We start from the raw sequence: 14011 nt of genomic DNA, 5'->3' as shown, positions 1-14011 counted from the left end.
GGAACCGGCACCGGGCCTCCCGTCGGTTGCGTCTACTCCGCGTCGGTCGCGGTCGGGACCGCGATCCAGTCCGCCAGCTTGCGGGTACCGGCGCCGGAGTCGATCGCCTCGGCCGCGACCGCGAGCTGCTCGCGGAAGCGCTGCAGGATCGGTCGGTCGGACTCGGCCGGGTCCTGCGCCAGACGGAAGGAGACCAGTCCCGCTGCGGCGTTGAGCAACACGATGTCGCGTACCGGGCCCGTCTCCCCCGACAGCACGCGGTGCACGACGGCCGCGTTGTGCTCGGGGTCGCCACCGAGGAGGTCCTCGGTGCGTGCACGTGCGATGCCGAGGTCGCGCGGGTCGAGGTCGTGCTCGATGATGCGCCCGCCGGTGACCTCCCAGATGTGGCTGTGGCCGGTGGTGGTGAGCTCGTCGAGGCCGTCGTCCCCGCGGAACACCAGGGCGGTCGCGCCGCGGGTCTGGAACACGCCCGTGATGATCGGCACGAGGTCGAGCTGCGCGACGCCGACGGCGTTCGCTTCGCACCGTGCGGGGTTGACGAGCGGCCCGAGGAAGTTGAACACCGTGGGCACGCCGATCTCGCGGCGGACCGGCCCGGCGTGCGCGAAGCCCGGGTGGAACGCGTTCGCGAACGCGAAGGTCAGTCCGACACGCCGGAAGGTGTCCGCGACACGCGCGGCGTCCATCGTGAGATCGAGCCCGAGTGCGGCGAGCACGTCGCTCGAACCGGACTTCGACGAGCTCGCCTTGTTGCCGTGCTTCACGACGGGCACCCCGGCGGCGGCGATGACGATCGCCGCCATCGTCGAGACGTTCACGGTGCCGACGACGTCCCCACCCGTGCCGACGATGTCCAACGCCATCGGGTCGACGTCCAGCGGAACGGCGGCGTCGAGGATCGCGTCGCGGAACCCGACCACCTCGTCGACGGTCTCGCCCTTCGCGCGGAGCGTCACGGCGAACGCGGCGATCTGTGCCTGGGTGGCGCGCCCGTGCACGATCTCCTCCATGGCCCATGTGGATTGCCTGATCGTCAGGTCCTCGCGCGCCATGAGCGCGCTGATCACTGCAGGCCAAGAGAGTGCGTCAGGCATGGCTCGATCGTAGTGAATTCGAGAGACCCGCCAGTCTCCTGCGAAAACACTGTCTGGGGTTTCGGCCATAATGGAGGACGTGACTAGCACCCCTCTCTCCAGATCCGCCAGCGGTCCGGCCCTGAACAGGCCGAACGCCGTTGCCGTGGGGACGATCGTGTGGCTGGGCAGCGAGGTCATGTTCTTCGCCGGCCTGTTCGCGATCTACTTCACGCTGCGCAGCACGTCCCCCGAGCTGTGGGCGGCCGAAACCTCCAAGCTCGAGGTGCCCTTCGCCTCGGTGAACACGATCATCCTGGTGCTGTCCAGCTTCGCGTGCCAGTTCGCCGTGTTCGCTGCAGAGCGCTTCCAGGTGCACCGCACGAGCTGGAACCCGCGCCACTGGGGCATGACGGAGTGGTTCTTCGTCACCTACGCGATGGGCGCGATCTTCGTCTGCGGCCAGATCTTCGAGTACGCCAACCTCTGGCACGAGGGCGTCACGCTCTCCTCCAGCGCCTACGGCTCGGCCTTCTACATGACGACCGGGTTCCACGGCCTCCACGTCACGGGTGGCCTCATCGCCTTCCTGCTGACGCTCGGCCGCGGCTTCGCCGCGAAGAACTTCGGTCACAAGGAAGCGACCACCGCCATCGTCGTGTCGTACTACTGGCACTTCGTCGACGTCGTGTGGATCTTCCTCTTCGCCGTCATCTACCTTCTCAAGTAGGAACTGGACACCCCCGAGCACATGTTCAACAGAACCAAGACCAAGAAGGGCCGCCGTTCACCGATGGCGACCGTCTCGCTCATCGTCGTGGGCCTCATGACCACCGGCGGTGCGTACGCGCTCTTCAGCTCCACGGCCAACGCCGACGACAGCACGAGCACCGTCGCGGCGACCAGCCAGTCGAAGGTGAACGAGGGCCAGAAGCTCTTCGCCTCGAACTGCGCGACCTGCCACGGCCTCTCCGCCCAGGGCACGAGCGAGGGTCCGTCCCTCATCGGTGTCGGCGCCGCCTCGGTCGACTTCCAGGTCGGCACCGGCCGCATGCCGATGGCCGCCCAGGGTCCGCAGGCCGAAGAGAAGCCCGCGCAGTTCACGGACGAGCAGGTCGACGCCCTCGCCGAGTACGTCGCCTCGCTGGGCCCCGGCCCGGCCGTCCCGTCCACCGAGCTCACCAACGGTGAGGACGGCGACGCGGCCGAGGGTGCCGAGCTCTTCCGGATCAACTGCGCCATGTGCCACAACGTGGCCGGCGCCGGTGGTGCGCTGACCGAGGGCAAGTACGCACCGAACCTGTCGACGGTCTCCGGCAAGCACATCTACGAGGCGATGCAGACCGGCCCGCAGAACATGCCGGTCTTCAACGACCTGAACCTCACGCCGGAGCAGAAGGCCGACATCATCACGTACCTCAAGTACGTGCAGGACAACAAGTCGCCCGGCGGGTTCGCACTCGGCTCCCTGGGCCCGGTGGCCGAGGGTCTGTTCATCTGGATCTTCGGACTCGGCGCGGTCGTCGCGATGACCGTCTGGCTGACCGCGAAGTCCAACTGATCGTCCGTGTCGAACGACACTGAAGGGAACACCATGGCAGAGCACGACGACGAGACGCTGAACTCGTCCTCGGCTGTCGAGAAGCACGGCACGACCACCTCCCCCGGGATCGCGGTGCTGCCCGCCGACCCGTTCGAGAACCCGGGTGAGCCGCCGCACCGCGCGCGCCGCACCGACGTCGACCCGAAGAAGCAGCGCCTGGCCGAGCGTCAGGTCGCGACCTTCTTCTACCTCTCGATCGTCGGCAGCGTCCTCTCGATCGCGGCCTACGTCGCGTTCCCGATCGACTCGAACGACTTCGGGACGGTCCGCACCGCGAACCTCTTCCTCGGCCTCTCGATCGCCCTCGCGCTCATCGCTCTGGGCCTCGGCGCGGTCTACTGGTCGAAGTCGCTCGTCGTCGACCGCGAGATCACCGAGCTCCGCCACGGCACCCGCGGCACGGACGCGACGCGCGCCAAGGCCGTCGAGGCCTTCCAGCTGGCCGACAAGGAGTCCGGCTTCAGCCGTCGCAAGCTGATCCGCAACTCGATGATCGGTGCGCTGGCCGCGTTCCCGCTGCCGGGCATCGTCCTGGTCCGCGACCTCGCCCCGGCCGAAGACCCGAACGAGCTCCTGCGCCACACCTTCTGGAAGCAGGGCCTTCGCCTGACGAAGGACCCGACGGGTCTGCCGATCAAGGCCTCGGACGTGACCATCGGTTCGGTGTTCCACGTCATCCCGGACGGCATGCTCGACTCCGAGCACATGCTCGAGGAGAAGGCCAAGGCCTCCGTCCTCCTCATGCGTCTCGACCCGAAGGACCTCAACCCGTCCAAGGGCCACGAGAACTGGGGCTACGACGGCATCGTCGCGTACTCCAAGATCTGCACCCACGTCGGATGCCCGGTCGCGCTCTACGAGCAGCAGACGCACCACCTGCTGTGCCCGTGCCACCAGTCCACCTTCGATGTCTCGAACAACTGCGAGGTCATCTTCGGTCCGGCCGCACGCCCCCTCCCCCAACTTCCGATCGCGATCGACGACGACGGCTACCTGGTTGCCCAGAGCGACTTCCACGAGCCGGTCGGACCGTCCTTCTGGGAGCGTGAACGCTGATGACCAGCACCCCCACCACCACGGCACCGAGCAGCACGGCCAACAAGCCGGCTCCGGAGCGCGGATCCCGCATCATCGGCGGGGTCGCCAACTACATCGACGAGCGCACCAGCATCTCGGGGCTCGTCAAGGAAGTCGGCCGGAAGATCTTCCCGGACCACTGGAGCTTCATGCTCGGCGAGGTGGCGCTGTACAGCTTCGTCGTCGTCCTGCTCTCCGGCACGTTCCTGACGTTCTTCTTCCAGGCCTCCATGGCCGAGGTCGTCTACAACGGCTCGTACGTCCCGCTCAAGGGTGTCGAGATGTCGACGGCGCTCCAGTCCACGCTGGACATCTCGTTCGACATCCGCGGCGGGCTCTTCGTCCGCCAGGTCCACCACTGGGCAGCCCTGCTGTTCGTGGCGTCGATCATGCTGCACATGGCCCGCGTGTTCTTCACCGGTGCCTTCCGCAAGCCGCGTGAGCTCAACTGGGTCTTCGGCTTCCTGCTCTGGGTCCTCGCCATGGGTGAGGGCTTCACCGGCTACTCGCTCCCCGACGACCTGCTCTCCGGAAACGGTCTGCGGATCATCGTCGGCATGATCGAGGGTGTCCCGGTGATCGGCGTCTGGATCGCCTACCTGCTCTTCGGTGGCGAGTTCCCGGGCACCGACATCGTCGGCCGCCTCTACACGCTGCACATCCTGCTGCTGCCGGCGATCCTCGTCGCGGTGCTCGGTGTCCACCTCGTGCTCGTCGTGATCAACAAGCACACCCAGTTCGCCGGCCCGGGCAAGACCAACGACAACGTCGTCGGTGTCCCGATCCTCCCGGCGTTCGCCGCCAAGGCCGGCGGGTTCTTCTTCATCGTCGCGGGCATCATCGCCCTCATCGCGTCGATGTTCACGATCAACCCGATCTGGAACTACGGCCCGTACGACCCCTCGCCGGTCTCAGCAGGTACCCAGCCCGACTGGTACATCGGCTTCGCCGACGGCGCACTGCGTCTGGTGCCGCCGCACTGGGAGGTCGTGTGGTTCGGCTACACGGTGTCGTTCAACATCCTGGCGCCCATCGCGGTCCTGGTGCTGCTCATCCTCGCGATCCTGCTGTACCCGTTCCTCGAGTCGTGGATCACCGGCGACAAGCGCGAGCACCACATCCTGGACCGCCCGCGCAACGCCCCGACCCGCACGGCGATCGGTGCCGCCGGCATCACGCTCTACGCCAGCCTCTGGGCTGCGGCGTCGTCGGACATCATCGCGACCCACTTCCTGGTGTCGATCGAACACGTGATCCACGTGATCCAGGCAACGACGGTCCTCGGCCCGTTCGTCGCCTTCTGGATCACGAAGCGCGTGTGCCTCGCACTCCAGAAGAAGGACCGCGAGATCGTCCTGCACGGCTACGAGTCCGGTCGCATCGTCCGACTCCCCCACGGTGAGTACATCGAGGTGCACGAGCAGCTCGACGAGTACGAGCGCTGGAAGCTGCTGCAGTTCAACGAGTACAAGCCGCTCATGATCCGCCCGAACGCCAAGGGGCAGATCACCGTGGTCCAGAAGGCCCGTGCGAGCGTCTCCCGCTTCTTCTTCGAAGACCGCATCGAGCCGGTCTCGAAGGCCGAGCTCGAGGCAGCGCACGCCGCCCACCACGGCCCGGACCTCGAGGGCAGCCACCAGGCCCCGCAGGTCGAGGAAAAGCACTAAGCACGACGACAGGAACCCCCGCCACCACGTGGCGGGGGTTTCTTCGTGCGATGGGCGAAACGCCGCCCCCAGTTCACGGCTGGTTCACCGACACGTGCTGGACTCATCCAGGACGGTGTGGCAACGTGTTGCACCACGCATCCGCCAACGGAATGAGACCCCGATGGACAGCCGGACGGCCGAACACCCCAGGCCGAACCACTTCCTCCTCCACCTCAGCGACACCCACCTCGTCTCCGGCGACGGTGATCTGTACGGCGGGGTCGACTCCGCCGCACGGCTCACCGAGATCGTCGCGGACATCGAAGCATCAGGCACCCGGCCGGAAGCGATCGTCGTCACCGGCGACGTGGCCGACAAGGGCGAACCGGGTGCCTACGCCCGCGTCCGCGAGATCGTCGAGCCAGCTGCCCGCCGGATCGGTGCCCAGGTCATCTGGGCGATGGGCAACCACGACGAGCGCGGCGCGTTCCGTCAGGAGCTCTTCGGGTTGCACCCCACCGACCGTCCGGTCGACTTCGTCTACGACGTCAACGGTCTGCGGGTGATCACTCTCGACACGAGTGTCCCGGGCCACCACCACGGCGAGGTCTCCCCCGAGCAGCTCGACTGGCTGGCCGAGGTCCTGTCCGAGGCTGCGCCGCACGGCACCATCCTGGCGATGCACCACCCGCCCGTGCCGAGTGTGCAGGACCTGACCGTCCTCGTCGAGCTCCGCGACCAGCATGCCCTGGCCGAGGTCGTCGAGGGCAGTGACGTCCTGTCGATCATCGCCGGACACCTGCACTACTCGACCAGCGCGGTCTTCGCGGGCATCCCCGTGTCGGTCGCCAGTGCCACGTGCTACACGCAGGACCTCACCGAGTTCCAGGGCGGCACGCGTGGGCGGGACGGCGCGCAGTCGTTCAACCTGGTGCACGTGTACGGCCACAACGTCGTGCACTCGGTCGTCCCGATCGGGCACTACTCCACGGTCGGCGAACCCGTTTCGGCCGTCGAGACCGAGGCCCGACTCGCAGCGCACGGGGTCACGATCCCGCCCGCGGTCGAGCCGGCTCCGGTGACCTCGAGCATCCCGGTCTTCACGCTCGACTCGGTGCCGGTCTCCCCCGTCCACCGGTAGGTCGCCGCACTTCGTGAGCAGCAATGGTCGGGTCCGCAGTGCGGACCCGACCATTTGTGCTCACCATGTGCGGTGGGCGTGCGCGGGGGCGGACGGGAGGCGCGTGGCGGGGCCGCTACGGGCCTCCCGTCCGGCCGGTGGTCGCGACCCACCGCGAGACGTGTGTCAAGCGGTCAGCTTGCGTCGTCTGACGGCGCGCGTGCCGACAGGCCGTGACCGGTCGGCGGTCGGCGGTCGGCGACGGGGCGGGGCGGTCGGGAGGCGCGTGGCGGGGCCGCCACGGGCCTCCCGTCCGGCCGGTGGTCATGACCCACCGCGAGACGTGTGTCGAGTGGTCAGCTTGCGTCGTCTGACGGGGCGGGCGCCGACAGGCCGTGACCGGTCGGCGGACGGCGGTCGGCGCCGAGCCCGGAGCGCGTGGCTGGGCTTCGGCGCCGGGCTCGCAGGCTCGCCCGGAGCCGTGGCTGGGTTTCGGCGCCGGGCTCGCAGGCTCGCCCGGAGCGCGACAGCAGAACGCTGGCGCGTTCTAGACGCTGTCGCGCTCCCACGGCGCGGGGAAGGGGAAGTAGCGCTCGAGGAAGTCGGTCACGCGCTGCGTCCGCTCCTCGTCGCTGACCTCCGGGAAACTGCCGTCGTTCAGGCAGAAGAAGTCCGCGTTCCGCTTCTTGAGCAACTCGTCGAGCGACCGCAGCCCGGACTGCATCGTGGTGTCGATGTAGCGGACGTCGGCGTTCTCCTGCGTGATCGCCCGACCCGTGAGCAACGAGTAGTAGTGGTAGAGCGAGTTGGTCACCGAGATGTTCTCGGCAGCACGGAAGCGCGACGCCGCCGTGGCACGGAACTCGTCGGCGAACTCGTGCTCCATCTCCGTCATGATGGACGACCGGAGCGGGGTGGGCGCATGCTCGAGGTGCCTGGTGGTGACCGCACCGAACCGCTGCTGCAACAGGCGACGGTTGACCCGCGCGGAGTTCTCGAACCCACTGCGCGCGGCGTTGTTCACGCCGAGGCCGATGCGGGTGGTGGCGAGGATGAACTTCGACACCGACCCCGGGCTGAAGAACACCGAGGGGTCGACGGTGCGGCCGAAGAACATGTCGTCGTTCGAGTAGATGAAGTGCTCGCTGATGCCCGGGATGTGGTGCAGCTGCGACTCGACGGCCTGCGAGTTGTGCGTCGGCAGCACGGACGGGTCGGCGAAGAACTCCTCGCTGCGCACGATGCGGACCTTGGGGTGGTCGGCGAGCCAGTGCGGAGCGGGTGAATCGGTGGCGATGTAGATCTGGCGGATCCACGGTGCGAACGTGTGCACCGAGCGGAGTGCGTACTTCAGCTCGTCGATCTGGCGGAACCGTGCGGGGGCGTCGTCGCCCTCGCCCAGGACGGCCGTCGCCTGCGCTGCCTGGCGGGCGCGCTGGTACTCGATGGCGTTGCCGTCGACCCACGAGAAGACGATGTCGATCGGGAACCGTATGTCGGAGACGTGGTCGTCGAACATGTGCTCGACGGTGCGCCAGGTGCGGCCGTAGCGCTCGATGTCGACGAGCACGAACTCGTCGACCGGCAGGCTGCGGCGCATCAGCGCGTTCTCGACGGGCGCGAGCACCTCGGTGTCGGTGAGTCGCCAGAACTCGAGCTGCACGCTCGTCTCGGCGCCGTAGCGCAGGCGCCCGAGGGGCTCGAGACGCGGACGGAAGACGCGCAGCACCGGCTCGTCGACCGGCCCGAGACCGTCGTCCTGCACGAGCACGGCCGGTTCGCCCGGCGGCTTCGCGTAGAACGGTTCGTTGACGGCGGCGGCCATGACGGCGCTCTCGGCACGCTGCCGGTCCCGCTCGTCGATCGCGATGACCGGACGCTCGTCGTTGCCGCGGATGAGCAGGTGGTCGACGTCCGCCTCGGTCAGCGCGTCGTCCAGGAACAACAGGTCCTCGATCATCGACTGCTGCGGCGTCAGGTGGCCGTTGAGCAGCGTCAGTCGCCCCTTGCGGACGACGACGTCGGGCCGGTCGAGACCGCCGGAGGACGGTCGAGGGGTCAGCAGAGGACTCTCGGTCACCGGCTCGGTCTCGTCGTTCATCCATGCCCTTCGGGTCGTGCTGCCGGGTCCTGTACCCGACCCTGCGATCCTACCGTCCGCCCGCCCGGTCGGTTCCGCAGGCGGTCAGCGGAGCCGGTCAGGAGGCCCGGGGTGCGTCCGCCTCGCGCGGCACCTTGACGGCGATGCCCACCACGATGAACAGGGCGGCAGCCAGGATCTGCAACGCGGCCCACACCTGGCCGGGGATCGGCACCGTGACCAGTGGGTTCCAGCAGACGGCGACGGCGGCCATCAGCACGGCGGCCCACCACGTCTTCCCGCGCACCGCGAAGACGAGCACGATGAGGGACAGCACCGTGATGCCCCAGCGGGCGAAGACGAAGCCGGACGAGTCGATGATCGCGACGCAGGCGAGCAGGACGATCGCGGCGATGAGCGACGGCGCGAGTGCCGGCCGGGTGAACCCCGGGGTGGCACGGGTGTTCGTCGTCCCCGCGGTCGGTCGGACCGGTGCGGCGGGCGCGCCGTTCTGCGACGACCCCACCGGGGGTCGTCCCTTGCGGGCAGCCATCAGGCGGGGGCCTCGTCGAGGTCGATGGCCGTGAAGGACCGGGACATCGGCGGGAGACCCCGCACACGCTCGAGCGCGGGGACCAGCTCGCCGAGGTAGGCCCGGTAGCCCTCGTCGGTGAGGTGCAGGCCGTCGTCGGTGAAGCGGTCGTCCAGGTGGTCGCCGTCGGCCAGCGCGGGCCAGGCGTCGAGGTACTGCGCGTGGCAGGTCGCGACGAACTGCCGCAGGTGCCGGTTCGCCTCCTCGATCTTCGCCGTGTACTCGGCCTGGCGGGGCAGGACGGAGACGAGCAGCAGGCGGACACCGGGCAGCTCGCGCCGCAGGGTGACGAGGATCGTCTCGACGTTGCGGACGACGTGTTCGGCGCTCGCGCGGTGGTTGCCGAAGTCGTTCGTGCCGATCAGCAGCACGATCACCTCGGGCTGTTCGGCGACGACCGCGTCGAGCCGTGCGAGCACGCCGTCCGTCGTGTCGCCGCTGATGCCCTGGTTCAGGGTCTGCTCGTCGGGGAGCCAGCTGTCCCACGACCCCTGGGCCGTGATGCTGTCCCCCAGGAACAGGACGGGACTGCGTTCCTCGGTCATGCTGCCTCCTCGTTCGCCGGTTCCGGACTCCCATTGTGCTGGGTCCGGTTGCGCTGCGTCGACTCGGTGTTGTCCGACTCGCGCTCGGCGGCCGCGGTGATGCGCTCGACCATGCCGGGGAAGATGATCCCGTGGAAGGGCAGGATCCCGTACCAGTACAGCCGTCCGGGCAGGCCCTGCGGGAAGTAGATCGCCCGCTGGTGGTAGTCGCTGCCGCCCTCGGGGTTCGGGGTCACGGTCATCTCGAGCCAGGCGCGCCCGGGTGACTTGAACTCGGCGCGGAGCCGCAGGTAGTGACCGCGCTCGAGGCGTTCCACGCGCCACCAGTCGAGGGCGTCGCCCTGCTCGAGTCGGTCCTGGTCACGACGACCACGGCTGAGCCCGACGCCGCCGGCGACCTTGTCCATCCAGCCGCGGGCGACCCAGGCCAGCGGGAACGAGTACCAGCCGTTCTCGCCGCCGATCGACTCGACGACGCGCCAGACGTCCTCCGCCGAGGCGGTCGAGTGCCGCTTCCGGTCGTCGACGTAGACGGTGTGGCCGGCCCAGTCCGGGTCGGTCGGCATCGGGTCGGCCGAGGCGCTCGACAGGGTGGCGCTCCGCCAGCTCGTCTGCACCTCGCCGGAGCGCATCTTGTTCAGTGCGAGTCGGACCGCGCGGCGGTACGAGGTGAGCCCGCCCTCGGGCTGCGGGACGACGTCGTCGATGTCGTGCTCGCGCTGGACGCACTCGAACTGCAGCGATTCGATGATCGGCGTCGCGAGCTTCCGCGGGATCGGGGTGACGGCGTTGAACCAGTGTGCGGCGAGGCGCGGGGTGAGCACCGGCAGGACCGTGATCGGGCGCTGCCGCAGCTTCGCCTCGACCGCGTAGCCGTTGAGCATCTGCCCGTAGCGCAGGACGTCCGGCCCGCCGATGTCGAAGGTGCGGTTGACGTCGGCGGGGACGTCGAGCGCCGCGACCAGGTAGTACAGGACGTCGCGCACGGCGATCGGCTGGATGCGGTTGCGCACCCACCGCGGTGCGGGCATCCACGGCAGGACGTCGGTCACGTGCCGGATCATCTCGAACGAGGTGCTGCCGGAACCGATGACGACGCCGGCCTGGTAGGCGATCGTCGGCACGCCGGAGTGGAGCAGGATCTCCCCGACCTCCTTCCGGCTGCGCAGGTGCTTCGACAGGTCGCCGTCGGGGTGCAGGCCGCCCAGGTAGACGAATCGGCTGACGCCGGCACGCTTCGCCTCGTGCGCCATCGTCTCGGCCGCCTGCCGTTCCGCGGACTCGAAGTCGCCGTCGGCACCCATCGCGTGGGCGAGGTAGTACACGGCCTCGACGCCGTCGACCGCGGCGCGGACCGCGTCGGCGTCCTGCAGGTCTCCTTCGGCGACGTCGACGTCGCTGCTCCACGGGACGTCCTGGAGCTTCCGGGGGTTGCGCACGAACACGCGCACGGAGTGTCCGGCTTCGAGGAGACGGGGGACGAGACGACCGCCGATGTACCCGGTGGCGCCGGTGACGAGGACCTGCATGCCCGGAACGCTACGCGGCACGCCTGACGGGTAGGCTTGCCGGGTGGACAACGCAGCCTTCCCCGTCACCGCCGATGCCGTCCGCGGCCTCATCGACCACGCGATCCTGAAGCCCGAGCTCACCCGCTCGGACGTCGACGCCCAGCTCGACGAAGCCGCCGCGTACCGGGTCTTCAGCGTGTGCGTCCGGCCCAGCGACGTCGCCTACGCCGTCGAGCGTCTCCGGGGCACCGGCGTCGGCGTCGGGACGGTCATCGGCTTCCCGCACGGCACCACGTCCACCGCGGCCAAGGTCGCCGAGTCGCTGCAGGCCCTCGCCGACGGCGCCTTCGAGCTCGACATGGTGCAGAACATCGGCGCCGCGAAGTCCGGCGACTGGGAGCGCGTCGAGCAGGACGTCCGCGCCGTCGTCGACGCCGCCGGGTCCACCGTCGTCAAGGTGATCCTCGAGACCGCGTTCCTGACCGACGACGAGATCGTCGCAGCCTCGCGTGCCGCGCAGTCCGCCGGTGCCGCGTTCGTGAAGACCTCCACCGGGTTCGCCGGCGGCGGGGCGACGACCGAGCACATCGCGCTGATGCGCCGCACGGTCGGAGCCGACACGGGCGTCAAGGCCTCGGGCGGTGTCCGCGGGCTCGACACCCTGCTCGAGATGGTCGACGCCGGGGCCAACCGCATCGGCACGAGTGCGTCCGCGCGCATCCTCGACGAGGTCGCGCACCGCGTCGAGACCGGCGCCGCGTCTTCGCAGGGCGACGACACCAGCTCCTACTGACCCACCGCGACACGACCTGATCCACCGCACGACGACCTGACCCGACCGACCCACCACCTGCCAGGCCGGGGCCCACCGGACGCGATGCCGCGTCCGGGAGCCGCCCCGGGCCTCCAGACCGCCGCATCGGAGCGCGCATGTCCAGCACCGCACCCCAGTCCCCCGCCCTCGCACTCGCCGTCGACCTCGGCGGCACCAAGGTCGAGGCCGCGCTCGTCACCGACCAGGGCGTCGTCCTGCCGGGCACGCGCTTCCGCAGCCCCACCGGGCCGCAGCGCACGTCCGACGAGCTGCAGGCAGCCGTCGACGAGGTCGTGACGAGCGCGCTCGCCACGGTCCCGACCGACGCGACCCTGGTCGGCGTCGGGGTCGGCTCGGCCGGCCCCGTCGACGAGGAGCACGGCCTCGTCTCCCCGCTCAACATGCCGGTGTGGCGCGGCCACCCGCTGCGCGACCGCATCGCCGCGCTCGTGCCCGAGGGCGTGCCGGTCACGCTGCGCATGGACGGCCTGGCGATCACGCTGGCCGAGCACTGGGTCGGTGCGGCCCAGGGGTACGACCACGTCATGGGCATGATCGTGTCGACCGGCGTCGGCGGTGGCCTCATCCTGCACGGCCGCACCGTCAGCGGCCCGACCGGCAACGCGGGGCACATCGGGCACGTGGAGTGTGGCGGCTACGACGATCCGTGCGCGTGCGGCGGCACCGGCTGCCTGGAGGCGATCGCCAGCGGCCCGAAGACGGTTGCCTGGGCGCAGCGCCAGGGGTTCGACGGGTCCACCGGCGAAGAACTGTCGGCGGCGTACGCGGCCGGCGACGAGATCGCGGTCGCCGCGGTCAAGCGCAGCGGCCGGGCGCTCGGGCAGGCGATCGCGGCGGCGACGAGCCTCGTCGACCTCGAGGTCGTGGCGATCGGCGGCGGGTTCTCCCACGTCACGCCGGACCTGTTCGAGTACGCACGCGAAGCGGTGGCGGAGCGCGTCGAGTTCGGGTTCGTGACGAAGGTACGCATCGTGCCGACGGCGCTGTCGCAGGACGGCCCGCTCATCGGCGCCGCGGCACTCGTGCACCGCGCCGACGTCCTGCGCTGAGCGCGAGCGGCCCGCGCCGTGGAAGTGACCGGCGACGGCCTGGAGGCGCGGTGCGGGCCCGCACGGGCCTCCAGGCCGGTCCGCGGCTTGTCCACAGGCATGTCGGTCGCGTGCGCAGGTCGGGCAGGATGTGCGGGTGCCCCGCCCGCGACTGCTGACCAGTGACGACTGGCCGGAGCCCGAGCTGCGTGCGGCGGTCCTCGCCGGCGAACTCGTCCCAGTCGGACCGTGCTGGGCCTCCCCTGCCGAGCCGCAGACGCCGTCGTTGCGTGCCGCCGCTGCCGCCTGGGTCCTGCGGGATGGGCGGCTGATCGCCTGCACCCTGACGGCCGCGTGGATCTGGGGTGCGGCGTCCAGACTGCCGGCGCCGCTCGAGGCCTGCATCCCGCCGCAGGTCCGAGTGCACGTCGGGCCGGACGTGCGCCTGCGGGAGGTCCGGATCCAGGCTGACGACAGCGTCGTCCTCGGAGGGCTGCGGGTCACGATGCCGGCGCGGACCGCGGTCGACCTGCTCCGGATGCCGGGCCTCTCGGCCGGCGCGTTCGGGGAGGCCGAGGCGACGGCCGTGCACGGGCTGCTGGCGATCGGGGCGGTCTCCGCGGCCGAACTGCAGGTGCGGCTGAGCGCCCTCGGGACGATCCCGATGGTGCGGCAGGCCGAGCGGCGGTTGCGGGGGCTGCAGGACGCCGCTGGGGCCGCTGGGGGCGCTGGGGGCGCTGTCCGGTAGTGCGTCGCGGGTGCGAGCGGTCACAACACCCCGCTCGCGTCCGCCGAGTGGTCGCGAACTGTCGGACGGCGGGGCCGCAGCCGACGGTTCGTGACCGGTCGACGGGGCACGCGCGACGAGTCACGACCGGCGGATGGTCGGGCGTCG

At 70.0% G+C, this 14011-nt stretch carries 13 protein-coding genes; 8 read left to right on the top strand and 5 right to left on the bottom strand.

Features of this window, described 5'->3' with window-relative positions; genetic code table 11:
* Positions 1 to 32: 32 nt before the first annotated feature.
* Positions 33 to 1097, bottom strand: a complete 1065-nt coding sequence (trpD, locus tag EDF51_RS02630) for an anthranilate phosphoribosyltransferase (protein ID WP_133936619.1) — start codon at positions 1095 to 1097, stop codon at positions 33 to 35.
* Positions 1098 to 1167: 70 nt separating this feature from the next.
* On the opposite strand from trpD, the gene EDF51_RS02625 reads away from it, so the two are divergent.
* The 5 genes from EDF51_RS02625 to EDF51_RS02605 all read left to right on the top strand — a co-directional run bounded on the left by EDF51_RS02625 (position 1168) and on the right by EDF51_RS02605 (position 6546).
* Positions 1168 to 1806 (top strand): heme-copper oxidase subunit III, encoded by a 639-nt coding sequence (locus EDF51_RS02625; protein WP_111084027.1) that lies wholly within the window; start codon positions 1168 to 1170, stop codon positions 1804 to 1806.
* A gap of 21 nt (positions 1807 to 1827) precedes the next feature.
* Positions 1828 to 2637 (top strand): cytochrome c, encoded by an 810-nt coding sequence (locus EDF51_RS02620; protein ID WP_123294420.1) that lies wholly within the window; start codon positions 1828 to 1830, stop codon positions 2635 to 2637.
* A 33-nt stretch (positions 2638 to 2670) separates the two neighbouring features.
* Positions 2671 to 3735: a Rieske 2Fe-2S domain-containing protein gene (locus EDF51_RS02615; protein WP_133936620.1), complete on the top strand. Its 1065-nt coding sequence runs from the start codon at positions 2671 to 2673 to the stop codon at positions 3733 to 3735.
* Complete coding sequence (locus EDF51_RS02610; protein WP_131880102.1) at positions 3735 to 5423, top strand: ubiquinol-cytochrome c reductase cytochrome b subunit; 1689 nt, start codon at positions 3735 to 3737, stop codon at positions 5421 to 5423. The genes EDF51_RS02615 and EDF51_RS02610 overlap by 1 nt, the downstream gene beginning before the upstream one ends.
* Positions 5424 to 5586: 163 nt before the next feature.
* Complete coding sequence (locus EDF51_RS02605; protein ID WP_131880100.1) at positions 5587 to 6546, top strand: phosphodiesterase; 960 nt, start codon at positions 5587 to 5589, stop codon at positions 6544 to 6546.
* 526 nt (positions 6547 to 7072) lie between these two features.
* Here EDF51_RS02605 and EDF51_RS02600 read toward each other — a convergent pair.
* From EDF51_RS02600 to EDF51_RS02585, 4 genes are all read right to left on the bottom strand, one after another.
* Positions 7073 to 8626: a stealth conserved region 3 domain-containing protein gene (locus EDF51_RS02600; protein ID WP_131880098.1), complete on the bottom strand. Its 1554-nt coding sequence runs from the start codon at positions 8624 to 8626 to the stop codon at positions 7073 to 7075.
* 97 nt (positions 8627 to 8723) lie between these two features.
* On the bottom strand, positions 8724 to 9158 hold the full coding sequence (locus EDF51_RS02595; RefSeq protein ID WP_207913255.1) for a DUF6804 family protein: 435 nt from the start codon (positions 9156 to 9158) through the stop codon (positions 8724 to 8726).
* Positions 9158 to 9742 carry a GDSL-type esterase/lipase family protein gene (locus EDF51_RS02590; RefSeq protein ID WP_123294424.1) on the bottom strand — a complete coding sequence of 195 codons (585 nt, stop codon included), beginning with the start codon at positions 9740 to 9742 and terminating at the stop codon, positions 9158 to 9160. The genes EDF51_RS02595 and EDF51_RS02590 overlap by 1 nt, the downstream gene beginning before the upstream one ends.
* The gene (locus tag EDF51_RS02585) at positions 9739 to 11271 is read right to left on the bottom strand and encodes an SDR family oxidoreductase (RefSeq protein ID WP_123294425.1); all 1533 of its coding nucleotides are present in this window, start codon (positions 11269 to 11271) and stop codon (positions 9739 to 9741) included. Before EDF51_RS02585 ends, EDF51_RS02590 begins: the two co-directional genes overlap by 4 nt.
* A 43-nt stretch (positions 11272 to 11314) precedes the next feature.
* Between EDF51_RS02585 and deoC the strand changes: the two genes are divergently transcribed.
* The 3 genes from deoC (at position 11315) to EDF51_RS02570 (ending at position 13864) form a co-directional block, all read left to right on the top strand.
* Complete coding sequence (gene deoC, locus EDF51_RS02580) at positions 11315 to 12046, top strand: deoxyribose-phosphate aldolase (RefSeq protein WP_131880096.1); 732 nt, start codon at positions 11315 to 11317, stop codon at positions 12044 to 12046.
* 137 nt (positions 12047 to 12183) lie between these two features.
* Entirely contained in the window at positions 12184 to 13137 is a 954-nt protein-coding gene (locus EDF51_RS02575) for an ROK family protein (protein ID WP_123294427.1), read from the top strand.
* 136 nt (positions 13138 to 13273) lie between these two features.
* On the top strand, positions 13274 to 13864 hold the full coding sequence (locus EDF51_RS02570; RefSeq protein ID WP_207913254.1) for a type IV toxin-antitoxin system AbiEi family antitoxin: 591 nt from the start codon (positions 13274 to 13276) through the stop codon (positions 13862 to 13864).
* The last annotated feature ends 147 nt before the right edge of the window (positions 13865 to 14011 follow it).

The sequence above is a fragment of the Curtobacterium sp. PhB25 genome (assembly GCF_004365375.1).
Classification (GTDB): Bacteria; Actinomycetota; Actinomycetes; order Actinomycetales; family Microbacteriaceae; genus Curtobacterium.
This window is presented reverse-complemented; position numbering and strand designations above follow the sequence as displayed.